The 20,288-nt window shown below is 66.0% G+C and carries 24 protein-coding genes and 2 pseudogenes; 18 read left to right on the top strand and 8 right to left on the bottom strand.

Annotation, left to right across the window (positions count from 1 at the left end):
* Positions 1-178 precede the first annotated feature (178 nt).
* From tauA to ACREYQ_RS22050, 5 genes are all read left to right on the top strand, one after another.
* A complete protein-coding gene (tauA, locus tag ACREYQ_RS22070; protein ID WP_432262292.1) occupies positions 179-1,177 on the top strand; it encodes a taurine ABC transporter substrate-binding protein in 999 nt (332 codons plus the stop codon).
* Between the two features lie 82 nt (positions 1,178-1,259).
* Positions 1,260-2,036 carry a taurine ABC transporter ATP-binding protein gene (locus ACREYQ_RS22065; RefSeq protein WP_432262291.1) on the top strand — a complete coding sequence of 259 codons (777 nt, stop codon included), beginning with the start codon at positions 1,260-1,262 and terminating at the stop codon, positions 2,034-2,036.
* Positions 2,037-2,046: 10 nt separating this feature from the next.
* Positions 2,047-2,928, top strand: a complete 882-nt coding sequence (locus tag ACREYQ_RS22060) for an ABC transporter permease subunit (RefSeq protein WP_432262290.1) — start codon at positions 2,047-2,049, stop codon at positions 2,926-2,928.
* A gap of 185 nt (positions 2,929-3,113) precedes the next feature.
* Complete coding sequence (locus tag ACREYQ_RS22055) at positions 3,114-3,449, top strand: hypothetical protein (RefSeq protein WP_432262289.1); 336 nt, start codon at positions 3,114-3,116, stop codon at positions 3,447-3,449.
* An 81-nt stretch (positions 3,450-3,530) separates the two neighbouring features.
* On the top strand, positions 3,531-4,145 hold the full coding sequence (locus ACREYQ_RS22050) for a ProQ/FinO family protein (RefSeq protein ID WP_432262288.1): 615 nt from the start codon (positions 3,531-3,533) through the stop codon (positions 4,143-4,145).
* A gap of 39 nt (positions 4,146-4,184) precedes the next feature.
* On the opposite strand, the gene ACREYQ_RS22045 is transcribed toward ACREYQ_RS22050, so the two are convergent.
* Positions 4,185-4,400: a CDGSH iron-sulfur domain-containing protein gene (locus ACREYQ_RS22045; protein ID WP_432262287.1), complete on the bottom strand. Its 216-nt coding sequence runs from the start codon at positions 4,398-4,400 to the stop codon at positions 4,185-4,187.
* Positions 4,401-4,652: 252 nt separating this feature from the next.
* On the opposite strand from ACREYQ_RS22045, the gene ACREYQ_RS22040 reads away from it, so the two are divergent.
* Together ACREYQ_RS22040 and ACREYQ_RS22035 are read left to right on the top strand one after the other, a co-directional pair.
* Positions 4,653-4,997 carry a hypothetical protein gene (locus ACREYQ_RS22040; protein ID WP_432262286.1) on the top strand — a complete coding sequence of 115 codons (345 nt, stop codon included), beginning with the start codon at positions 4,653-4,655 and terminating at the stop codon, positions 4,995-4,997.
* 51 nt (positions 4,998-5,048) lie between these two features.
* On the top strand, positions 5,049-6,056 hold the full coding sequence (locus ACREYQ_RS22035) for a ribonuclease Z (RefSeq protein ID WP_432262285.1): 1,008 nt from the start codon (positions 5,049-5,051) through the stop codon (positions 6,054-6,056).
* Positions 6,057-6,086: 30 nt separating this feature from the next.
* On the opposite strand, the pseudogene ACREYQ_RS22030 reads toward ACREYQ_RS22035, so the two are convergent.
* Positions 6,087-6,992, bottom strand: a pseudogene (locus ACREYQ_RS22030) (acyl-CoA dehydrogenase family protein); the annotation flags it as partial.
* Between ACREYQ_RS22030 and ACREYQ_RS22025 the strand changes: the two are divergent.
* Together ACREYQ_RS22025 and ACREYQ_RS22020 are read left to right on the top strand one after the other, a co-directional pair.
* Positions 6,986-7,234: pseudogene (locus tag ACREYQ_RS22025) on the top strand (LysR family transcriptional regulator); the annotation flags it as partial. The pseudogenes ACREYQ_RS22030 and ACREYQ_RS22025 overlap by 7 nt on opposite strands.
* An 80-nt stretch (positions 7,235-7,314) precedes the next feature.
* A complete protein-coding gene (locus ACREYQ_RS22020) occupies positions 7,315-7,539 on the top strand; it encodes a DUF3820 family protein (protein ID WP_432262284.1) in 225 nt (74 codons plus the stop codon).
* Between the two features lie 17 nt (positions 7,540-7,556).
* Here the strand turns inward: ACREYQ_RS22020 and garD are convergent, their stop codons facing one another.
* Positions 7,557-9,122, bottom strand: a complete 1,566-nt coding sequence (garD, locus tag ACREYQ_RS22015) for a galactarate dehydratase (protein WP_432262283.1) — start codon at positions 9,120-9,122, stop codon at positions 7,557-7,559.
* Positions 9,123-9,512: 390 nt separating this feature from the next.
* Between garD and ACREYQ_RS22010 the strand changes: the two genes are divergently transcribed.
* The 3 genes from ACREYQ_RS22010 (at position 9,513) to ACREYQ_RS22000 (ending at position 12,299) form a co-directional block, all read left to right on the top strand.
* The gene (locus ACREYQ_RS22010) at positions 9,513-10,568 is read left to right on the top strand and encodes a cyclase family protein (protein ID WP_432262282.1); all 1,056 of its coding nucleotides are present in this window, start codon (positions 9,513-9,515) and stop codon (positions 10,566-10,568) included.
* A gap of 104 nt (positions 10,569-10,672) precedes the next feature.
* Positions 10,673-10,948, top strand: coding sequence for a helix-turn-helix transcriptional regulator (locus ACREYQ_RS22005; RefSeq protein ID WP_432262281.1), 276 nt, complete (start codon positions 10,673-10,675; stop codon positions 10,946-10,948).
* Between the two features lie 4 nt (positions 10,949-10,952).
* Complete coding sequence (locus ACREYQ_RS22000; protein ID WP_432262280.1) at positions 10,953-12,299, top strand: type II toxin-antitoxin system HipA family toxin; 1,347 nt, start codon at positions 10,953-10,955, stop codon at positions 12,297-12,299.
* Between the two features lie 31 nt (positions 12,300-12,330).
* Here the strand turns inward: ACREYQ_RS22000 and ACREYQ_RS21995 are convergent, their stop codons facing one another.
* The gene (locus ACREYQ_RS21995; protein WP_432262279.1) at positions 12,331-12,918 is read right to left on the bottom strand and encodes a helix-turn-helix transcriptional regulator; all 588 of its coding nucleotides are present in this window, start codon (positions 12,916-12,918) and stop codon (positions 12,331-12,333) included.
* Positions 12,919-13,627: 709 nt separating this feature from the next.
* On the opposite strand from ACREYQ_RS21995, the gene ACREYQ_RS21990 reads away from it, so the two are divergent.
* The 4 genes from ACREYQ_RS21990 to ACREYQ_RS21975 all read left to right on the top strand — a co-directional run bounded on the left by ACREYQ_RS21990 (position 13,628) and on the right by ACREYQ_RS21975 (position 16,898).
* Positions 13,628-14,380, top strand: coding sequence for a DUF1345 domain-containing protein (locus ACREYQ_RS21990; RefSeq protein WP_432262278.1), 753 nt, complete (start codon positions 13,628-13,630; stop codon positions 14,378-14,380).
* Between the two features lie 108 nt (positions 14,381-14,488).
* The gene (locus ACREYQ_RS21985) at positions 14,489-14,773 is read left to right on the top strand and encodes a hypothetical protein (RefSeq protein WP_432262277.1); all 285 of its coding nucleotides are present in this window, start codon (positions 14,489-14,491) and stop codon (positions 14,771-14,773) included.
* Positions 14,774-15,055: 282 nt separating this feature from the next.
* A complete protein-coding gene (locus tag ACREYQ_RS21980) occupies positions 15,056-15,964 on the top strand; it encodes a 2-hydroxy-3-oxopropionate reductase (protein WP_432262276.1) in 909 nt (302 codons plus the stop codon).
* A 19-nt stretch (positions 15,965-15,983) separates the two neighbouring features.
* Positions 15,984-16,898 (top strand): DMT family transporter, encoded by a 915-nt coding sequence (locus ACREYQ_RS21975; protein ID WP_432262275.1) that lies wholly within the window; start codon positions 15,984-15,986, stop codon positions 16,896-16,898.
* A 62-nt stretch (positions 16,899-16,960) separates the two neighbouring features.
* On the opposite strand, the gene ACREYQ_RS21970 is transcribed toward ACREYQ_RS21975, so the two are convergent.
* On the bottom strand, positions 16,961-17,104 hold the full coding sequence (locus ACREYQ_RS21970; RefSeq protein ID WP_432262274.1) for an entericidin A/B family lipoprotein: 144 nt from the start codon (positions 17,102-17,104) through the stop codon (positions 16,961-16,963).
* A 434-nt stretch (positions 17,105-17,538) separates the two neighbouring features.
* Here ACREYQ_RS21970 and ACREYQ_RS21965 point away from each other — a divergent pair, with 434 nt between their 5' ends.
* Together ACREYQ_RS21965 and ACREYQ_RS21960 are read left to right on the top strand one after the other, a co-directional pair.
* On the top strand, positions 17,539-17,736 hold the full coding sequence (locus ACREYQ_RS21965; protein ID WP_432262273.1) for a hypothetical protein: 198 nt from the start codon (positions 17,539-17,541) through the stop codon (positions 17,734-17,736).
* Positions 17,737-17,893: 157 nt separating this feature from the next.
* Complete coding sequence (locus ACREYQ_RS21960; RefSeq protein WP_432262272.1) at positions 17,894-18,232, top strand: hypothetical protein; 339 nt, start codon at positions 17,894-17,896, stop codon at positions 18,230-18,232.
* Between the two features lie 57 nt (positions 18,233-18,289).
* On the opposite strand, the gene ACREYQ_RS21955 is transcribed toward ACREYQ_RS21960, so the two are convergent.
* From ACREYQ_RS21955 to ACREYQ_RS21945, 3 genes are all read right to left on the bottom strand, one after another.
* Complete coding sequence (locus ACREYQ_RS21955) at positions 18,290-18,772, bottom strand: DUF1579 domain-containing protein (RefSeq protein ID WP_432262271.1); 483 nt, start codon at positions 18,770-18,772, stop codon at positions 18,290-18,292.
* 133 nt (positions 18,773-18,905) lie between these two features.
* Positions 18,906-19,262: a DUF2880 domain-containing protein gene (locus ACREYQ_RS21950; RefSeq protein WP_432262270.1), complete on the bottom strand. Its 357-nt coding sequence runs from the start codon at positions 19,260-19,262 to the stop codon at positions 18,906-18,908.
* Positions 19,263-19,427: 165 nt separating this feature from the next.
* On the bottom strand, positions 19,428-20,165 hold the full coding sequence (locus ACREYQ_RS21945; protein WP_432262269.1) for a GntR family transcriptional regulator: 738 nt from the start codon (positions 20,163-20,165) through the stop codon (positions 19,428-19,430).
* Positions 20,166-20,288: the final 123 nt, after the last annotated feature.

Here is a 20,288-nt window from a genome sequence, read left to right as displayed (position 1 = left end):
GGATTTCCATGATTGACGCATCACCGCGCCACCGCTCTTCGCGGCCCGGCGCGGCCTGCGCCCACGCGGCCTGCTCTGGCCCCAGCGAATTCCGGCAACTGGTCCTATAGGCCCGGAATCGCACTCACCTATAAAGCCGTCACCCCCAAACCTATTTTTCCTTCCGAGGAGCACAACCATGCGGTGGATCAAGCAGATTGCAACGTGTGTAGTCCTGGTGGCGGCGCTGGCGCCGGCCGCACACGCCGAAAGCAAGAATGTAGTGATTGCTTACCAGGACATGGTGGTGCCCTGGCGCTATGCGCAGGACATGAAGGAGCTGGAAAAGCAGACCGGCTACACGGTCTCGTTCCGCCAGTTCGGCGGCGGCGGGGATGTGATCCGGGCCATGGCCTCGGGCCAGATCGCCATCGGCGAAGCAGGGACTTCGCCGATCGCATCGGCCCTGTCGCAGGGTCTGGACGTTGAACTGTTCTGGATCCTGGACGACATCAACGCGGCCGAAGCCATGGTCGCGCGCAACGGCAGCAAGATCACCAGCATCGCCGACCTGAAGGGCAAGCGCGTCGGGGTGCCGTTCGTGTCGACCACGCATTACCACACGCTGGTCGCACTGGAGCGCGCCAAGATCAATCCGAAGGACGTGCGCATCGTCAATATGCGTCCGCCCGAAGTCGCCGCCGCCTGGGAGCGTGGCGACATCGACGCCACCTTTATCTGGGACCCGGTGCTGGCCAAGCTCAAGCAGTCGGGCACGGTCCTGATGACCTCGGGGCAAATCGCCGCCGACACCGGCAAGGCGACCTTCGACGGCATGATCGCCAACAAGAAATTTGCCCGTGAAAACCCCGAGTTCATGGTCAAGCTGGTGCGCGTGCTGGCCGCCGCCGATGAGAACTACCGCAAGAACAAGGCATCCTGGACTGCCGACTCGCCCATGGTGAAGGCGGTGGCCAAGATCTCCGGCGCCAAGGCTGAGACGGTGCCCGCGAGCATGGCGCTGTACAGCTTCCCCACGCTGCAGGAGCAGGTCTCCGAGCGCTGGCTGGGCGGCGGCGCGGCGCGCGCGCTGCAGTCCGCAGCGCAGTTCCTCAAGGAGCAAGGCACCATCCAGACCGTCCTGCCGGACTACAGCCCCGGCGTCAATGCGGAATGGGCAAAGCGGGCGTTGCGCTGAACGCGCCCCCCGGTTGCTGAAGACGGCCGCCGCGCGCCCCGTTCGTGCGGCGGCCCCGGAAGTCCAGTTGCGGAAGCCCATCATGTACAAACTCGAAATCGATAACGTCAGTGTCAACTACGGCACGGCCGGCGGCGCGAAGACGCTGGCCCTGTCGCAGGTCAACCTCACCATGGAGCGCGGCGACTTCGTCGTCGCGCTGGGTGCCTCCGGCTGCGGCAAGACCACCTTGCTGTCATGCATCGCAGGCTTCATGGAGCCCTCGGAAGGCGAGATCCGGCTGAGCGGCAAGCCCGTGCACGGCCCCGGCGCCGAACGCGGCGTGGTGTTCCAGAAGCATGCCCTGATGCCTTGGCTCAGCGTGGAGGACAACGTAGCGCTGGGGCTGCGCCTGCGCGGCGTGGCGCGCGCCGAGCGCCTGCGCATCGGCCATGAGAAGCTGGCCGCCGTCGGCCTGGAAAGCGTCGCCGCCAAGCCGGTCTACCAGCTGTCGGGCGGGATGCAGCAGCGCGTCGGGATTGCCCGCGCGCTCGCCTGCGATCCGGCGGTGATGCTGATGGACGAACCGCTGGGCGCGCTCGACGCGCTCACGCGTGAGTCGATCCAGGCGCTGATCCTGAAGCTCTGGGCACGCGAGCAGAAGATCGTCTTCTTCATCACGCACAGCGTGGAAGAGGCGCTCTTCCTGGCCACGCGGCTGATCGTCATGACGCCCTCGCCCGGGCGCATCGCGCATACCTATGAACTGCCGTTCGCGCGCCGCTTCATCGAATGCGGGGACGCCCGCGCGGTCAAGTCCGACCCGGAGTTCATCCGCTACCGCGAAGAGATCGTCGACCTGATCCATGCCACTGCCTGAGGAGACCCCAATGTCCGCTTCCGTCCAACGCATCGAACCCCCGCCAAGCGCCCCGGCAGTGGCCCCGGCCGCGGCCGCGCCCAGCCGGCCCATGAAGACTGTGTCGGGCTACCGCCTGCCGGGCGAGGGCTCGAGTTCCCGCATCTCCACCATCACCGTGGTGGCACTGCTCGCACTATGGTGGATTGCCAGCCATCTGCGCTGGCTGCCGCCGCTGTTCCTGCCGACGCCTGAATCGATCTTCACCGCTTTCATCGATGCCTGGCAGGGCAACCTGCAAGGCGGCCAGCCGCTGACCGAGCATTTCGCCGCCAGCATGGTGCGCGTGTTCGGCGCCTTCGCGCTGGCCGTGGCCACGGCGGTGCCGATCGGCGTGATGATGGGGGTGTCGCGCGTCGCACGCGGCATCTTCGATCCGCCGATCGAGTTCTACCGCCCCCTGCCGCCGCTGGCCTACCTGCCGCTGATCGTGATCTGGTTCGGCATCGACGAGACCTCGAAGGTGCTGCTGATCTTCCTGGCCTGCTTCGCGCCGCTGGCGATGTCGGCCCAGGCCGGCGTGCGCTCGGTCACCATCGAGCAGATCAACGCGGCGTACTCGATGGGCGCCACGCCGTGGCAGGTGGTGCGCCATGTGGTGATCCCCGCGGCGCTGCCCGATATCCTGACCGGCATGCGCATTGCCATCGGCTTCGGCTGGACCACGCTGGTCGCCGCCGAGATGGTCGCGGCCACCGCCGGCCTTGGCCAGATGGTGCTCAATGCGTCCAACTTCCTGCGTACCGACGTGGTGATCATGGGCATTATCCTGATCGGGCTGATTGCCTATGTCTTCGACCTGCTGATGCGCAAGCTGGCCAAGTGGCTGGTGCCCTGGAAGGGACGGATGTGAGGTAAGCGGCAGGGCCAGGCCGTCTGGCCCTGCGCAAGCGCAGCTTTTGCAGTGTTGCAATTTCCTCAACGATCCCGCGACACAACTGCTATTGTTCCAGCCATAGCATAACCCCAGAGGATATTGCGCTGTAACATTGCGGGGAACCCACGCCGGATCTGGTCTGGCACCCGCAAACCCGTGTCATGACCCTCCTCATCCTCCTCGCCCGCCTTTGCCTGGCCGCCGCCGGCCTGACCTTCCTGGGTGCCGCGCAGGCCACCGACATCGACTGCGATCCATCGGCCAAGCCCGCCGGCACCAGCCAGGCGCAGCGGCTGATCTGCGAATCCGCGCTGTTTTCCATGGGTTATCAACGCATCTATGCCGACCAGCAGCGGCTGCTCAAGGCGGGGGCCATTTCCGCGGCAGACATTGCGGCGTTTCGCCAGAAGCGGGACCATTGCGATTCCGCCGCCTGCCTGGATGCGGTGTTCCGGGAGTGGCGGGCTTCGGCAGCCCGGGCGCGGCCCAGGCCGTAACCGTCCGGTCCGCCACGATCCTGCCGGACATGCCGGCGGCCCAGCCTTGCTACAATCCCGGTTCATACAACGGCAGACATCATGGGCTTTGAACAACTCGCAGCACTAAGGGACCAACTCGCGAAGAAGGCGGCCGCCGAATCGGGCAAGGGCGCACGCCAGGGCGCACGCAAAGGCACGCCCAACGGCGAACGTACCGGAACCCGTGACGGCGAACGTACCGCCGCTCGCTCCGGCGCGGGTGCGGACGCCCCCGCTGGCGCCAAGGGCCGGCGTCCTGCGCCGACAGCCGCGCAGGCGAAGCCGGTCGATCCGGTGGTGCATTCCATTGCACGGCTGCAGAAGCACTTCCCCAAGGCCTTCCCGAAAAACCCGGCGCCCAAGGTGCCGCTGAAGGTCGGCACCTTCGAGGATCTGACTCAGCATGCGGCCAGGCTTGCCCTGAACGAGGCAGAACTGCGTGAAGCGATCCGCACCTGGTGCAGCGGCGCACGCTACTGGTCCTGCATGGTGGAAGGCGCCAAGCGCCTGGACCTGGAAGGCAATGAGGCCGGCGTCGTCAGCGAGGCGGATGCCAAGCGTGCCCGGCAACTGAAGGCCCGCCGCGCCGGCGGTTCCCGCCCCCCGAAAGCCAAGCCTGCCACGGCTGCCACGCCTGCCACGCCTGAAACGCCCGAAACACACGCCGCGCCCTGACCCCGCAGCCGCGCTGGAAGTCGTGCGATCACAGGCGGCTCAAGACTTCGGCTGTGGCGTGCTGCAGAACCCCTGGCGTTTGTGCGAGCCATCGCAGAACGGCTTGTTGTCAGAATGGCCACAACGGCACAGCCAGACCTGATCGCCCTCGAAAGCGAAGCTGGCGCCTGCCGGGGTCACGATCCTGACGGGACCTTTTATACGGTACGGGCCGTTGTCTTGTACCGTGACGGTGACAACCGTGTCTTCGTCCATGATGCACCCCCTCCCTGGCGACGGACACGCTGACTCCCCGGAAGCAGGCAGCCAGCGCAGCCCTGTGTGCGCCTGTCCGTTTAAATCTACTCCGGTTTGTGGCGGACGTTAAATAGACTGGCTGTAGGGCTAATCCCAGTCAACGTGCGACCGTCGTTCCCGCGCAGAATGGCCAGCATCAGGCACTTCGTCCCGGGTTGCCCGCCGAATCCGGGTGCCATCCCGGGCACAACCGCATGGAGGTGGCGTTCGATGAAGCCTCGTCTCGGTCCACAGGCATGGCGCCGCTTCTATATCCTTGATGAGAAGAACCAGCCAATCCAGGTAAGCGACCACGACGAATGGTCCCGCTGGATGGCGGAGAACGACCTGGTATTCCGCCGCACCCTGCTGGAGCAGTCCGGCGGCATGGTGACAACCCGGTTCCGCGGCGTGTCGGAGGCCGCACCGACGGACACCCCATTGTTCATCACCCGCGTGACCGGGCTGGCCGGGCAGGACAATGAGAGTTATGGCGCGCACACGCTCGAAGCGGCGCTGGAAGAGCACGAACGAATCGTGCAGCTGTTGCTTCGCCAACTGCTATCCGGACGGTGACTTGCCGCCCCGACAAGCACGCGCCGCTACCTGAGCCCTGGTCGACTGATCATGCGCCCCTTGCTGGAAGCCCGCCTCGTCAACGATGCCTTTGGCGACCCGGGACTGTTCGTAGACTTCCTGGACGAACGGCGTGCGCTGCTGTTCGACCTGGGCGACATCGCCCGGCTGATGCCGCGCGAGCTGATGCGCTTGTCGCATGTGTTTGTCACGCACGCGCACATGGATCATTTCTCTGGCTTTGACAAGCTGCTGCGGGTGCTGCTCGGGCGCAAGCCGCACATCGTGCTGGTCGGCGGGCCGGGATTCCTGGCGCAGGTCGAACACAAGCTGCTTGCCTATACGTGGAACGTGGTGCATCGCTATGCCACTGAGCTGGTCATTGAAGCGATCGAACTTGGCCTGGACGGGCAGATGCGGCGCGCCGGCTTTTCCAGCCGTCACGGCTTTGCCAGGGATGACCAAGCGCCTGCCGAGAGAACCGGCGATATCGTGCACGACGAGCCGACGTTTCAGGTGCGCGCCTGCTTTGTCGACCATGGGATTCCATGCCTGGCCTACCTTCTGGAGGAAAAGGCCCGGCTCGGCATCAACAAGGAACGCCTGGCGGAATCCGGCCTGACAACCGGCGCCTGGCTGCGCCAACTCAAGCATGCCGTCCTGACCGGAGCCGCCGCCGATGCGCCGATTCTTGTGCAGTGGCGGGACCGCAGCGGCGACCATGCGGCGACGCGAACCGTCGGAGAGCTAAGCCGGCTGATCCTGGATGTCAAGCCCGGCCGGCGCATCGGCTATGTTACCGACCTGCGTTATACCAGCGAGAACGTGCAAGCGCTGTCGCAACGGATGCAAGGCGTCGACCAGCTTTTCATCGAGAGCGTGTTTCTGGATGCCGACCGGGAGCACGGCCTGCGCAAGAACCACCTCACCGCTGCCCAGGCCGGACTGATCGCGCGCTGCGTCGGGGCCCGCGCGGTGACACCGTTTCATTTCTCGCCACGCTACCAGGGGCGCGCCAATGAACTGGTTGCAGAAGTACAGGATGCCTGGGCACCCTGAGCGCCCCCGCCCTCGGCTATCCAGCGGCGTCTACGCCAGCACCGCGCGCGCGATCACCGTCCGCTGGATTTCCGACGAACCCTCGTAGATGCGCAGGATCCGCGCATCGCGCACCAGCCGCTCCAGCGGCATTTCGCGCGTGAAGCCATAGCCGCCGTGGATCTGCAACGCGGCATCGGTGACAAATCCGACCATCTCCGAGGCATAGAGCTTGGCCATCGACGCCTGCTCGGTGAAGGGCTCGCCGTCCCGGCGCCGCACCGCGGCCTGCAGCGTCAGCAGCCAGGCTGCCTCCAGGCGCGTGCGCATGTCCGCAAACATCCATTGCAGGCCTTGCTTGCGCGCCAGCGGCTCGCCGCCGACCTGGCGCTGCCGGGCCCATTCCACCGAGCAGGCCAGCGCCGCCTCGGCGATGCCCAGGCTGGTGGCGGCCACGTCGAGGCGGCTGTTGTCCAGCACCTTCATCGCGGTGCGAAAGCCCGTGCCCTCCGGCCCCAGCCGGTTGGCGGCGGGCACGAAGCAGTCCAGCGCCACCTCATGGGCCGGCGCGCCGCGAATGCCCATCAGTTTCTCGGCGGGCGCGATCTCCACGCCTTCGCTGTGCCGGTCCACCACGAAGGCGCTGATGCCGCGCGTGCCCGCAGTCGGGTCGGTCTTGGCGTAGACCACGATAAAGTCCGCCGCATCGGCGTTGGAGATGAAATGCTTGACTCCGCGCAGGCGGTAGCCGTCGCCGTCCGGCGTGGCGCGCGTGGCCATGTCGGCGGGGTTGGAGCCGGCGCGCGGTTCTGTCAGCGCGAAGGCGCCCAGCCGGGTGCCGGCGGCCGCGCCGGGCAGGTAGCGCGCACGCAGGCTGTCGTCGCCGCCGATCAGGACGGAGTCTGTGGCCAGATAGTGCGCGCCGATCATCGACGAGGTCGAGGCACAAGCTGGAGCTGGCGCGCGGCATGGTGGCGAACGGACTGGGCGCGGCGCTGCTGATCACGCAGGCACCCGCCTCGTCCCAGGTCACCTCCGTCGTGGAAAAGCCGATACGGGAAGACACCGTGCGCCAGCCGCTGGTGATCGCGCGCGCGGCCCGCGCGACGCGCACGCGGGCGTCAGAACTGCTGGCCGAATGCGTGCGCGCGGCTGTGGAAGAGGCGACAGCGGCAAGGCCCCGGCCGCTCAAATCCTGAGCATGCTCCGCCGCTCGCCGTTGCGCGTGGCGGCATTCCGCGACTGTGATAGCGTTGAGCCTTCCGACTTACCGCCACCCATGACCGAATTCGACGCCGACGCCCTGAAGCGGCTGGTCACAGTCACCATGCCTTTTGGAAAGCACAAGGGCACGCTGATCGCCGACCTGCCGGGGAACTACCTGAACTGGTTCGCCCGCGAGGGCTTCCCGCCGGGGCAGATCGGCGCGCTGCTGGCGCTGATGCACGAACTGGATCATAACGGCCTGTCGCATCTGCTCAAGCCGTTGCGCGGGCGCACGTAGCGCGTCAGACCCGCGGCTCAGGTCACCGGCGCCGGGTTGAACAGCACCAGCGCATTGCGGATCTTCCAGTGCTCGGCCCAGGATTTCCTGCCGCTGGCCACGGCCAGCAGCGCGTGGAACAGCTCCCAGCCCACTTCCTCGATGGTGGCCTCGCCGGTCGCGATGCGGCCGGCGTTGACATCCATCAGGTCGTGCCAGCGCCGCGCCAGGTCGTTGCGGGTGGACACCTTGATCACCGGCACTTCGGCCAGCCCGTACGGCGTGCCGCGCCCGGTGGTGAACACGTGCAGGTTCATGCCGGCGGCCAGCTGCAGCGTGCCGCAGACAAAATCGCCGGCGGGCGTGGCGGCATAGATCAGCCCCTTCTGCGCGACCTTTTCGCCCGGGCCGCTGACGCCGTGGATCGGGCCGGTGCCGGACTTGACGATCGAGCCCATCGCCTTTTCCACGATGTTGGACAGGCCGCCCTTCTTGTTGCCGGGGGTGGTGTTGGCGCTGCGGTCGACCTTGCCTTGCTCCAGGTAGCGGTCGTACCAGGCCATCTGCCGCACCAGCGCCTCGGCCACCTCGGGCGTGGCCGCGCGCGCGGTGAGCTGGTCGATGCCGTCGCGCACCTCGGTCACCTCGGAGAACATCACCGTGGCGCCGGCGCGCACCAGCAGGTCGGTGGCGAAGCCCACCGCAGGGTTGGCGGTGACGCCGGAGAAGGCATCGCTGCCGCCGCACTGGACGCCGACCATCAAGTCCGACGCCGGGCAGGTTTCGCGCCGGCGTGCATTCAGGCGCGCCAGGTGCTTTTCCGCGGTGGCCATGATCGCATCGATCATCGAGGCAAAGCCCACGTGCTGCTCGTCCTGCAGGCACACCACGTCGGGCTCCCCTTCCTTCTGGATCGGGATAGTGACGGCGCCGATCAGGCGCGCAGGCTGCAGCTTCTCGCAGCCCAGGCTGACGATCATCACCTCGCCGCCAAAATTGGGGTTCAGCGCGATATTGCGGATAGTGCGGATCGGGATGCCGGCATCGGGCGCGTCGATCGCCACGCCGCAACCGTAGGTGTGCTCCAGGCCCACCACGTCGTCGACGTTGGGGTACTTCGGCAGCAACTCTTCCCTGATGCGGCGCACGGCAAGCTCCACCACGCCCTCCACGCACTGCACCGTGGTGGTAATGCCCAGGATATTGCGCGTGCCGACCGAGCCATCCGCATTGCGGTAGCCCTCGAAGGTATAGCCGTCCAGCGGCGGCAGTGGTGCCACGCGCGTGCCGACCGGCAGGTCGTGCAGCTCGGGCGCGGCCGGCATGCGGATCACGCGCTCGTTGACCCAGCTGCCGCGCGGCAGGTCTTTCAGCGCATAGCCGATCACCACGTTGTAGCGGATCACCGCGTCGCCCTCGCGCAGGTCGGCCAGCGCGACCTTGTGGCCCTGGGGCACGGCCTCAGTCAGCACCAGGCCGCAGGGGAATTCCGTTCCCGCCGACAGGCCGCCGTCGTTGGCCACGATCGCGACATTGTCGTTCGCGTCCATCGCGATGTAGAGGGGGCGCGCCGGTTGCCCGGGCGCTGTCGGCATCGCTGCCATGTCATCTCCAAACCCGGCGCGCTCACGCGGCCGCAGTGTTATGTTGTCAGACAACACTCTATCTCCCCGATGATACAAAAGGTCCCGGTAATTCCCCTACCTCCCACCCATTGCGAATCAATTGTTCGCCACTTCCCCGGGGTGCTGTACGACAACCTATGATAAACAGGCGCCAGGCACGCTCGGCGAAATGCCGGGCAGCCGATATTCTGCTGCACCGCAAAATGACCGCCCCCTGCGACATCGCCTATAAGGGTGCAACCGGTTTCATGCCAGGTGAGCCGGATAAAGACACCCCGCGTGGCCACGCACATCGCGCAGCGTGTCCCGCTTACGACCCACACCGCCCGGCCGCTCCTTCGGCCACGCCTACGACAGGAGGCATGACTCATGCGCTGGAAGCAACGTCCGCAAGGTTCCAACTGGGGTGACTTCGGCCCCGATGACCAGCTTGGCCGCATCAACCTGATCGGGCCGGAGCAGGTCGTCAAAGGCGCGCGCGAGGTGCAGGCCGGCATCAGTTTCTGCCTGTCGCTGCCGCTGGACTACCCCGGCGGCAACAAGCTCAACCCGCGCCGGCACCCGCCGGTGCTGCGGCCCACCTTCCGCGACGACACGCCCTTCACCAACTTCCCGCTGGCCAGGGTGGACCCGGCCGCCACCGACGTCATCAGCGACGACCAGGTGCTGCTGTGCCTGCAGTACAGCACGCAATGGGATGCGCTGGCGCACGTGGGCGCGCTGTTCGACGCCGACGGCGACGGCCGGCCCGAGCGCGTCTATTACAACGGCTACCGCGCCAACGAGCATATCGTCGGCCCGGTGGACTATGCCGAGGACGACAACTTCGCCGCGCACCCCTGCGGCCACGACCACAGCGCGGCGCACGCGCTCGGCATCGAGAACTTCGCGGTCAAGGGCATGCAGGGCCGCGGCGTGCTGCTGGACCTGGCGCACACCTTCGGCATGGACTTCCGCAATGTCGGCTACGATGACCTGATGCACGCGCTGGACGCCGGCAAGGTGGAAGTCGAGCGCGGCGACATGCTGCTGCTGCGCACGGGCTTTGCCGAGGTAGTGCTGTCGATGCAGCGCGAGCCCGACGAAGCCGTGCTGCACCACAGCTGCTGCGCGCTCGACGGCCGCGACGACAAATTGCTGAACTGGATCACCGACGCCGGCATCGCCGCGCTGATCGCCGACAACTACGCGGTCGAACGCTACCCCGCGCGCCCCGCGCCCGACGGCGACAAGCGCCACCCGCTGCTGCCGCTGCACCACCACTGCCTGTTCAAGCTGGGCCTGCCGCTGGGCGAGCTGTGGTACCTGCGCGAACTGGCGGACTGGCTGCGCGCCAATGGCCGCACGCGCTTCCAGCTGACCGCGCCGCCTCTGCGCCTGCCCGGCGCGGTGGGGTCGCCGGTCACGCCGATCGCCACGGTATGAGCTAAACACAAACTATAGTTTGTACTCAACAAATACAACCCAGATTGCGTATCACCAGAAAACAGCATATTCTTTGTATATAGTAAATACAATCCATACGTTGTATGCCCGACTACACGCTACGCACCCCTGAGCAGCTTCCGACCCTCCTGCAGGCGTTCCGCAAGGATGCCGGCATGACTCAGGCGCAGGTGGCAAGGCGCCTGGGCGTTACACAGCAGACGTTGTCCGCGCTCGAGCGCAACGCCGAGGCGGTGAGCACCGGCCGGTTGATGCGTCTGCTGGCGATCCTGGGTGTGGAGCTGGTGTTGCGCAAGGATGGTCAGGCCCCCGCGGCGCCAGCCGGCCCGTCAGGCGTACCGTCCGACCAACCATGGTGATGCGATGGGACGCCGCTCGCATACTCGGGCCCTGGGCCTGTGGATGAACGGTGCCCATGTCGGGACCTGGCAAGTCAATCCGCGCCAGGGCGATACCCTGGTGTACGCCCCGGAATGGGCCGCCTCGGCGCATGGCCGCCCCCTGTCGCTGTCCTTGCCGTTCACCCCCGGCAACGCGCCTCTTCGTGGCGAGAAGGTGCGGTCGTATTTTGACAACCTGCTGCCGGACAGCCAGGCCATCCGGGAACGAATCGCGCGCCGCTTCCAGGCCAGGACCGCTGAAGCCTTTGACTTGCTGGCGCAGATTGGCCGCGACTGCGTAGGGGCCCTGCAAATCCTCCCGGACGGCGCCGTGCCAGTCGGCGTGCAGCGCGTGGAGGCGCAATCCCTCAGCGAGCAGGAGGTCGCACAGATCCTGCGCGCAACCGTCGCACCCCCGGCACCTGGCGGCGTCCCTGGCGATGACGAGGACTTCCGTATCTCTATCGCCGGCGCTCAGGAAAAGACTGCCTTCCTGCTGAATGAAGGCCAGTGGTGCCGGCCGCACGGCGCAACGCCAACCACCCACATCTTCAAGCTGCCGATGGGGCTGGTGGGCAACATGAAATTCGACCTGACCGAATCGGTCGAAAACGAGTGGCTCTGCTCCCTGATTCTGAGGGCCTACGGATTGCCCGTGGCAAGCTGCGAGCCATTGCGCTTTGAAGATCAGAAGGTGCTCTGTGTGGAACGGTTTGACCGGCGCTGGTGGGAGCGCGGGGGCCGATGGCTTATCCGTGTGCCCCAGGAGGACATGTGCCAGGCAACCGGCACGCCTCCACACCTGAAGTACGAATCCGACGGCGGTCCAGGGGCAGGCCAGATCATGGGACTGCTCGATGGCTCCATGCATCGCGATGCCGACAGGCTGCAATTCTTCCGGGCGCAGATCCTGTTCTGGATGCTGTGCGCGACCGATGGCCACGCCAAGAATTTCAGCCTGTTCTTGCGCCCGGGCGGCACCTATATGCTCACCCCGCTGTACGACGTGATGTCGGCCTACCCTCTGCTTGGCGAAGGACCCGGCAAGCTCTCGCCGCACAGTGCCAGGATGGCCATGGCTGTGCGCTCGAAGAACGCACACTGGCGGATGCGCGAGATCCTGCGCCGGCATTGGCTGGGCGTGGGCCAGCGCCTCGGCATCGTCGCGCCCGACGGCAAAGACGTCGGTGTCGTCGTGGATGACTTGATTGCCCGCACGCCGGGGGTTGTGCATGCGGTGCGCGCCCAGCTGCCTGAAGACTTCCCCCCGGGGCTTGCGGACAGCATTCTGAACGGACTGCAGGCCGCGGCCAGGAAGTTGAGCAACTGAGCCCAGGCAAGCGCTCGATTTGCCGCTGCCGCTAATCCCTGGTCAGGTTTTCCAGCCACAGGCTCATCAATCCGGCACGGCCCCTGACGCCGAATTTCCGGAAGATGCCGGTCACATAGGAATGGGTCGTTGAAACCGCCAGCCCGAGGCGCTGGGCGATCTGCTTTTCCGATGCATCGGTCAACAGCAGCCGCAGAACCTTCTGCTCGTGCGGTGCCAACGGAACCGAAGAGAGCGCCAGGGCCAGTTCAAGCACCCGATCTTTCTTCAGTGCCGTGATATCGCGGGCAACCCCGACCCGCAGCCGTTCCGACTGGAGCCATCCGGCAGACCACATGATATGGACGGCGCTGCCGTTTTTGTGGCGATAGCGGTTTTCAAAACCGATCCGCTTCTGCCCGGACATGACCTGCTTGACCTCGGCAATGGTCCGGTCCTGGTCGGCAGGCATGACGAGATCGATGATGAACTCGCCCGTCATATCCCTCGGCTTATAGCCAAAAATGCCTTCGCAGGCCGCACTGACATACTGGATGCGGCCGCCGGTGTCGACCAGGAACACGGCGTCCAGCAACTGGTCGGCAAACCCGGTGATGTCTTTTCCGATCTCGATACTCATGGCAGTCCAGAACCCCCCGGTACTGGTAATGCCGTTCAGTTAAGGTATCAAACGCTACCGTCATTCCCGCGCAGGCGGGAATCCAGCGTCTTTCACGTCCCCTTTGGGGATGAAGTCACTGGGTCCCCGCTTTCACGGGGACGACGGTGGTTAACTGAACGGCATTACCCCGATACTGGCGCTTTGATTAGCCCCTCCGCCCGGATTCACCTGAACGCGGGTCAACGTGAAGACTAGACCACGCGCCAGCACCTGTACAGTGGGTGGCATCGATAAAACCCGTGCAGGACCCGCAAGCCGGAAAGCCTTTGACCGCGCCGCTCATGCCTGCGCGCCGTCAAAGGCACCCTCCTGTATAGCAGGGTATGACTTTTGTACGATTTCGATATCATCATGACCATCATTTGCCCGTCGTCGGCCACATAACAATGGCCCCGCCAGGGGCTTCCAAAGCCATAGTCAACGAGAGGCGGCCAAATGAGCCAAACCTCGGCATTGCCTGCCTCTTGCGAGGGGGCAGTCGAGGTCAGGAGGGGAGCGGCCCGGCCCGCTGGCGGAGGCGGCAGCGGCCTCTGTCAGCGGGGTCCGTGCAACGCTGCGGCATAGCTGCCAGACGCGCTCGTCTGCGGAGATTCATCGGCCACCACGCCGTTGTCGATTGCCAGGCCGGCCTCCTGCGCCAACACCACATCAGCCTCGATGCCGCCAGATGAAAGGCGCAGGCCGCGTTACAGACTGCACAACGGCACGGATATCATTCGCGGACGACCAGCGTCCTTCCCTCGCGAAGACTCATCCGGATGATTGCCCTATGAACAGACCTGCCTGCTTTGCCATCGGCAAGCGCATCGCACCCGCACGCTTTCTGCTGTGCGCAGCCATCTTGATTGCCGCGACCGTTGCCGCGGGCGCGCTTGGCGCGGAGCCGCGCATCGCCCTGCTGGTCGGCTTCGATATTGCGGTTCTTGTCTTTCTTGCCGCCGCGCTGCCGCTGTTGCGCGCGGATCCCGCGGCCATGCGGCGCACGGCGGAGGACAACGATGCCAACCGCGTGGCATTGCTTGCGATCACCGTGCTGCTGTCGATGGTCGTCCTGGTCGCAATCGGCACGCTGATCGCTCGCCCAGAGAAACCGCACTGGGCCGACATTGTGCTGATCGTCTCCACGCTCATCCTGTCCTGGCTGTTTGCCAACACCGTTTTCACGCTGCACTACGCGCATCTCTTCTACCTCCAGACCGCCACCGGCGACCAGGGCGGGCTGCAGGTGCCGGGCGTGCAGGAGCCCGGCTATTGGGACTTCCTTTACTTCAGTTTCACGCTGGGCATGAGCTTCCAGACTTCGGACGTGACCATCGCCGGCGCCCACATGCGCCGGGTGGCCCTGGGCCATTGCATGGCCGCGTTTCTGTTCAACATGGGGATTCTGGCATTCACCGTGAACGCATTGGGTGGCTTATAGGATACTTTACCTTTGCCAATCAGATCATGGCCGCCGACCGCCTTGCATCCATCCGGATACTGTATATATTTACAGTACCTGTATGGATGAACAGTAGGAGGCGTGCCCATGGAACACCTGATTCGGGTGCAAAACGACTATGACCGCCAAGTGCTGGCCTGGCTGCGAGGCCGCATCGGCGATGCCGCGCTGCAGACCGCGGCGCTGCGCCTTGGAGGCCAGCGCAAGCCTTACCTTTCCACGATCTGCCGCAGCCTGGGCATCCGCCCGCCCAGCCGGCGCCAGTTCGCGGCCGAGGCGGCACGCATGCACCGCGCGGTGGGCGACAGCTACCTGGCCCGCATCCGCGAAATCCTTGCCCAACCGGCTGCCGAAGCCGCGCCGCGCGCTTAAGCCGTTGCCGATCACCGGCCACGCCGCCGCTGCCATCCGCGCGCCGCGCCGTATCATGAAGCCCCATTGCCTTGCCGCCGCACGCCCCGGGGCTTTTTTCCGCATCCTTGCCAAGGTTGGGTTCAGCTGCAGCTCGCCGGCCTGCCAGGCCAGCACGTAGCGCGGGATCCTGCGCCGGGGCCGCTGTCTGCGCTGGCGTGCGACTGACTATCATCAGAGATGAACCCGGCGTCGTGCGCGACGCGCGGCAGGGCTGGCGCCTGACCACTACCGGACACTGACATGAGCAAGATCGGCTTTATCGGACTTGGCGTAATGGGTAAGCCCATGGTGCAACACCTTGTCGACGGCGGGCATACCGTGTTTGCACACACGCGCAGCGGCGTGCCGCAGGACCTGCAGGATGCTGGCGTGACACCCTGCGCCAGCGCCGAGGACGTGGCAAGGCAGTCGGAAACCATCATCCTGATGCTGCCCGACACGCCCGACGTGGAGCGCGTGCTGTTCGGCGAGAAAGGGGTTGCTGACGGCCTTGCCGACACGGCGGGCGGTGTCACGGTGATCGACATGAGCTCGATTTCGCCGATCGCCACGCGCGAGTTCGCGCGCTGCATCGAGGCCATCGGCGCCGACTACGTCGACGCACCGGTTTCAGGCGGCGAAGTCGGGGCCAAGGCGGGCACGCTGTCGATCATGGCCGGCGGCAAGCAGGAAGTGTTCGACCGCGTGCTGCCGATCCTGCAGCTGATGGGCAAGAACATCACGCGCGTGGGCGAGGCCGGCGACGGCCAGGTGGCCAAGGTGGCCAACCAGGTGATCGTGGCCCTGACCATCGAGGCGGTCAGCGAGGCCCTGGTGCTGGCCGCCCGCGCCGGCGCCGATCCCGCGCGCGTGCGCGAGGCGCTGATGGGCGGCTTTGCCAGTTCGCGCATCCTGGAAGTGCACGGCGAACGGATGATCAAGCGCACCTTCGCCCCGGGCTTCCGCATCGCGCTGCACCAGAAGGACCTGGACCTGGCGCTGTCCACTGCGCGCCAGCTTGGCGTGGGCCTGCCCAACACGGCGTCGTGCCAGCAGCTGTTCAATGTCTGCAGCGGGCTGGGCGGCGCGGGCTGGGATCATTCCGGCCTGGTCCGCGCGATCGAGCACCTGTCCTCGTTCGCCATCGGCGATGAGCCTCCGGCCGGCTGAGGCGGCTACGCCTGCCCGCATGCCGCACGCCAACACCGTCCTGCTGACGGTGCTGGCGATGCTGGCGTTTGCTGGCAATTCCCTGCTGTGCCGGCTGGCGCTGAAAGGCACCACCATCGACGCGGGGACGTTCACCCTGGCGCGGTTGGCGGCCGCAGCGGCGGTGCTGTGGCTCATCGTGATGGCGCGGCGGCAGGTGAGCCGCGCCGGTATACGTGGGATTTCGCTGGGCGGCAACTGGGTTTCCGCGCTGGCCCTGTTCTGCTATGCGGCGACGTTCTCATTCGCGTATGAGCGCCTGAGCGCGGGCATCGGGGCGCTGCTGCTGTTCGCCGCGGTGCAGGCCACCATGGTTGGCTATGGCCTCTATGCCGGCGAAGCGCTGCGCGCGCAGCAGTGGAGCGGCCTGGCACTGGCCCTGGCCGGCCTGGTATGGCTGATGGTCCCGAGCCTGGCCACGCCGCCGCTGGCCTCATCGCTGCTGATGATCGCGGCGGGCATCGCCTGGGGTGTCTATTCGCTGCGTGGCAAGCGTGCCGCGGATCCGGTCGAGACCACCGCGGGCAACTTTGTGCGCGCCGTGCCCATGGCACTGGCGCTCGGCGCGGCCATCCACGCGCAGCGCTCGCTGGACAGCGCGGGACTAGCCTATGCGGTGCTCTCCGGCGCCATCACCTCCGGGCTTGGCTATGTCATCTGGTACACCGCGGTGCCACAGCTCAGGGCGGCCACCGCCGCAACGGTGCAGTTGAGCGTGCCGGTCATCACGGCAGTGGGCGGCATCGCGCTGCTCGGTGAAGCGCTGACCTTGCGGCTGGCACTGAGCGCGGCGGCGGTACTGGGCGGCATTGCGCTGGTGATCACAGGCAAGCGCGATGAAGCAGGCCAGGGTACCGTCGATCGGCACCATGCCGCAGGGAGCACGCATGAATGACGACGGCCCGCGCCTGAGTGCGGGCCGTCGTCATTCATGCTGCAAGCGGGGCCAGCAGATGCTTACATCTTCTGCTTGGTGCTTTCCGCCGCGCCCTGCACCTTTTCGCCGCCGCGCTCGATATCCTTGCCCGCACCCGCCATGGTGTTGCAACCGGTGACCAGCAGCACGCCAGCGAGGGCAAACAGTGCGTATAGCTTTCTCATGGTGATCTCCTTGCTTCGTGTGGATGCGGCATGCGCCGCCGGGATGGAATGGGTAGGAGTGGCTTGACCGGGCAGCCTCTTGCCCAGCCGGCAATTGGATCGTAGCAACCGCGGACAGCGCAAAAAGTCGGCTTTCGTCCTACCGCGGTGTCAGCAGAATGCGCAACATGCCACCACCGCAGGCAGCGCCATCGCGGCGCCGCTGCCATGGCACCGGATATGCTGGCCGCACTGGCTGGCCTCGCCGGGTCAACCAGCCGGCCGCTCCCATCATTTCCCCCCGCGCCTGCTGTGCAGGCGGGCCGCAATGGTTCATTGCGCGAAACGCATTGAGTCAGGTCAAGTGCCCCACATCCACTGATGAAAACCACGGGTCCACCGCCAATACTGGAAACAGGCAGAAAGCCGCTATCCAGAATCAACCGAGACCCGTGATGCGCCTCCTCCTCAGATACCGTCCGCTGGACATTTATCCCGACCCACTCGACGCCAGGGTTGCCGAACTGCACGCGATTGCCGAAGACGTCCAGGCCAGGCATGCGCGCAAGTGGCGCCGGCATGGCACGATGCTGACGCCGCGCGACGGCACGGATCGCAAGTTTCCGGCTGGCGATCCCGAAACGCGCCACTAATGCCCCATCCTGGCGAATTTTCTTTCCACTGCCAGGAAATGTGAACAAGTGTCATATCCGGTTGGCAAGGCCATGACCCCTGCGAAAGAATGGGTACCCCTACGCGGCGGGCCCGATCGGCGGGCCCGCCGCTGCACCATTTTCCTGACGCAGCGAAATGAATCGAACCACCCGGGATTGCGTGATGGCCTTGATTTCCAGCCTGCGTGCCAAGGGGCCCATGCCCCGGCACCGGCTTGCCGCCGCCAGCCGCCTGAGCGCCGCGGAACTGACCCGCGCGCTCAAATCGGCCCGCCAGATGGGCGTCGTGGCCTACGCAGGCGAGCCGGACTCGCCGCCTGAAGCCGACACCCCGCTTGTCCTGACTGGCCGGCCCTTGCCACCGCCGCGGCGCGTGACACCCGCCCCGCGCGAAAACACACCGCATTTTGAGCCGCTGCTGGACGTCTGGGGCATCGCCCGCCCCGCCGCCCTGCCGCGCGGCCACGCTTCGTAGCGGCCGGCACAGCGGGAGCGCGCACCGGAGCCCGGCGCGCCCCCCGCTCCCGGAGGCTTACCGCTGGCGGCGATAGCTGGCGCTCATGATCTGAGTCCACTCGCCGCTCTCGGCCTGCATGTAGGACGCCAGGTCGCGGTGGTCATCGTCCTTGAAGGTGATCACGTCGCGGTAATGGGCCATGCGCCCGTTGCCCGAGCAGTCCGGGCCCTCGGCACGCAGCGTCAGTTGCTGGCCGCCGGTGTCGAGGTCGCCCTCATAGATCCACAGATGGGTCATCATCGAGCCGATGAAGGTCCCGACAAAATGCTTGCGCGCCGGGTCGTAGCCCAGCGTCATGACCGTGGTGGACGGCCCGCAACCGGGCATGTCCCCCTGCGTCACGCATTGCACCCAGACGCCGCCGACGCTGCTCACCCGCTCCGGGATTTCCCACTTCTGCACCGGCTGGCCCGGTCCCATCGCTGCCTCGCCTTCGGCAAGCCAGTTGCCCACCAGCCGTTGCAGCCAGCGGTGCTCCTTCTGTGCTTCGGTCTTCATTCGCAGTCTCCCTGGTGTTTCAAAAGCGTATTTGTGGATACCGTACACATAAACTAGCAAACGGGATGGACAGTGTCCACATTTAATTAATCGAGAGTCAGCCGGATGGCCGAAAGAGGCGGGTGAACGAGGGCTATTGCGGCAGCCGCAGCTTGGGCACGACGAACTGGTTGCCCGGCGTACGCTGCACGTCACACTGGACCATGGCTACGCGCACCGCGCCGTCCGGCGCCAGGTATTCGACATCGGCTACCACGCTGTAGGCGTCTTTGTCGACATTGCGGATCGTGGCGCTGACCCACTTGAAGCTGCCGGGATTGGGCAACGCCGCCTTGACGGCCTTCTTGCAGGCGGCCTCAGGAGCCGCTTCCTTGCCATGCGGCCCGGCCGCTCCGGCCTTTGCGGCTGCGAGCGCCACCGGCGCGCCAGCGGCTGACAATACCAGCACCAGCGCGGTGGACAAAGAACGTGGGAGAAGGGGCGAAAGCATCGTGGACTCCTGCGACGGGGCGGCGCGGGACTGCACCACCCTGGCGCCGGCCCCGATGCAGCTCAGGCCACGGCGCGCTCGCGAAAGTTCCCTTGGCGCCACTGCCGACGGCCCGAGGGCCTGTTCACCTATAAAACGTGCGCGTACGTTTTATAGGTGAACAGGCTAGCGCCGCACGCAGGCCTTGTAGGTGAACTTGTCGCCACGGAACATGAATTCGGAATAGGCCAGCGGCTTGTCGTCGATATCGTGCGGCGTAAAGCGGATGCGCAGGAGCGGCTCGCCCGGTTCCACCTTCAGCCGGCCCGCGGCTTGCGCCGTGGCGGGGATTGCCGCGCTTTCCGTGTGCAGGTACTTGAGGCGATAGCCCAGGCGGGCCTCGACGATCATCAACGCGTCGTGGTTTTCCAGGTCGTGCTCCAGGATGGCGCGCATCAGGGGTTCGGGCGCCATCGTCATGCCGACCGCCACCGGTGTGCCGGCCACGGACTTGAGCATGGTCACGCACAGCAGCCTGGTTCCCGGCGGCAGCCGCAGCGCATCGGTGGCGATGGCCGGCGCCGCAATCAGCCGGGTCGACAGCAGCTTGCCGTGCGCTTCGTGCCCGCGCGCGCGCATGTGGTCGTAAAAGCCGGTCAAGGGCCCCAGGTCCGCCTGCCCCGCCGGACGGCTGACAAAGCTGCCCTTGCCGTGGACCGTTTCGATCAGCCCCTCCGCAAGCAGCGACGCCAGCGACTGGCGCACGGTGATGCGGCTGACGCCGAACTCAGCCATCAGCTCGGCTTCCGACGGCAGCTTGATGCCCGGCGTCCATTCGTTGTTGACGATGCGCTGGCGCAGCGCGACTTCGATCTGCTTGAAGCGAGGCAGGGAGCTTGTTGTCACGAAATTGGCGGTGTTCATGGGGTGGCCCATGCGGGCATCTACTTATCATAACAACGTTGACTCATCATAACATGTCATGACAACATGTTCGGACACAGCCATGACAGGAATCGCGGCGCCAGCGCGGGTGTGACGAGCTGA

Origin of the sequence: Cupriavidus sp. TMH.W2, assembly GCF_050847365.1 — a bacterium.
Taxonomy (GTDB): Bacteria; Pseudomonadota; Gammaproteobacteria; order Burkholderiales; family Burkholderiaceae; genus Cupriavidus.
This window is presented reverse-complemented; position numbering and strand designations above follow the sequence as displayed.

Bases quoted from the DNA above. Each gene is read 5' to 3' on its own strand.
- ACREYQ_RS21985 (WP_432262277.1), top strand. From the start codon at position 14,489: ATGGAACACCTGATTCGGGTGCAAAACGACTATGACCGCCAAGTGCTG.
- ACREYQ_RS21945 (WP_432262269.1), bottom strand. From the start codon at position 20,165: ATGAACACCGCCAATTTCGTGACAACAAGCTCCCTGCCTCGCTTCAAG.
- ACREYQ_RS22000 (WP_432262280.1), top strand. From the start codon at position 10,953: ATGGGACGCCGCTCGCATACTCGGGCCCTGGGCCTGTGGATGAACGGT.
- ACREYQ_RS21975 (WP_432262275.1), top strand. From the start codon at position 15,984: ATGCCGCACGCCAACACCGTCCTGCTGACGGTGCTGGCGATGCTGGCG.
- ACREYQ_RS21965 (WP_432262273.1), top strand. From the start codon at position 17,539: ATGCGCCTCCTCCTCAGATACCGTCCGCTGGACATTTATCCCGACCCA.
- ACREYQ_RS21990 (WP_432262278.1), top strand. From the start codon at position 13,628: ATGAAAGGCGCAGGCCGCGTTACAGACTGCACAACGGCACGGATATCA.
- ACREYQ_RS22040 (WP_432262286.1), top strand. From the start codon at position 4,653: ATGAAGCCTCGTCTCGGTCCACAGGCATGGCGCCGCTTCTATATCCTT.
- ACREYQ_RS21995 (WP_432262279.1), bottom strand. From the start codon at position 12,918: ATGAGTATCGAGATCGGAAAAGACATCACCGGGTTTGCCGACCAGTTG.
- tauA (WP_432262292.1), top strand. From the start codon at position 179: ATGCGGTGGATCAAGCAGATTGCAACGTGTGTAGTCCTGGTGGCGGCG.
- ACREYQ_RS22035 (WP_432262285.1), top strand. From the start codon at position 5,049: ATGCGCCCCTTGCTGGAAGCCCGCCTCGTCAACGATGCCTTTGGCGAC.
- ACREYQ_RS21960 (WP_432262272.1), top strand. From the start codon at position 17,894: ATGAATCGAACCACCCGGGATTGCGTGATGGCCTTGATTTCCAGCCTG.
- ACREYQ_RS22060 (WP_432262290.1), top strand. From the start codon at position 2,047: ATGTCCGCTTCCGTCCAACGCATCGAACCCCCGCCAAGCGCCCCGGCA.
- ACREYQ_RS22010 (WP_432262282.1), top strand. From the start codon at position 9,513: ATGCGCTGGAAGCAACGTCCGCAAGGTTCCAACTGGGGTGACTTCGGC.
- ACREYQ_RS22065 (WP_432262291.1), top strand. From the start codon at position 1,260: ATGTACAAACTCGAAATCGATAACGTCAGTGTCAACTACGGCACGGCC.
- ACREYQ_RS21980 (WP_432262276.1), top strand. From the start codon at position 15,056: ATGAGCAAGATCGGCTTTATCGGACTTGGCGTAATGGGTAAGCCCATG.
- ACREYQ_RS22045 (WP_432262287.1), bottom strand. From the start codon at position 4,400: ATGGACGAAGACACGGTTGTCACCGTCACGGTACAAGACAACGGCCCG.
- ACREYQ_RS21955 (WP_432262271.1), bottom strand. From the start codon at position 18,772: ATGAAGACCGAAGCACAGAAGGAGCACCGCTGGCTGCAACGGCTGGTG.
- ACREYQ_RS22050 (WP_432262288.1), top strand. From the start codon at position 3,531: ATGGGCTTTGAACAACTCGCAGCACTAAGGGACCAACTCGCGAAGAAG.
- ACREYQ_RS21950 (WP_432262270.1), bottom strand. From the start codon at position 19,262: ATGCTTTCGCCCCTTCTCCCACGTTCTTTGTCCACCGCGCTGGTGCTG.
- garD (WP_432262283.1), bottom strand. From the start codon at position 9,122: ATGGCAGCGATGCCGACAGCGCCCGGGCAACCGGCGCGCCCCCTCTAC.
- ACREYQ_RS22055 (WP_432262289.1), top strand. From the start codon at position 3,114: ATGACCCTCCTCATCCTCCTCGCCCGCCTTTGCCTGGCCGCCGCCGGC.
- ACREYQ_RS21970 (WP_432262274.1), bottom strand. From the start codon at position 17,104: ATGAGAAAGCTATACGCACTGTTTGCCCTCGCTGGCGTGCTGCTGGTC.
- ACREYQ_RS22020 (WP_432262284.1), top strand. From the start codon at position 7,315: ATGACCGAATTCGACGCCGACGCCCTGAAGCGGCTGGTCACAGTCACC.
- ACREYQ_RS22005 (WP_432262281.1), top strand. From the start codon at position 10,673: ATGCCCGACTACACGCTACGCACCCCTGAGCAGCTTCCGACCCTCCTG.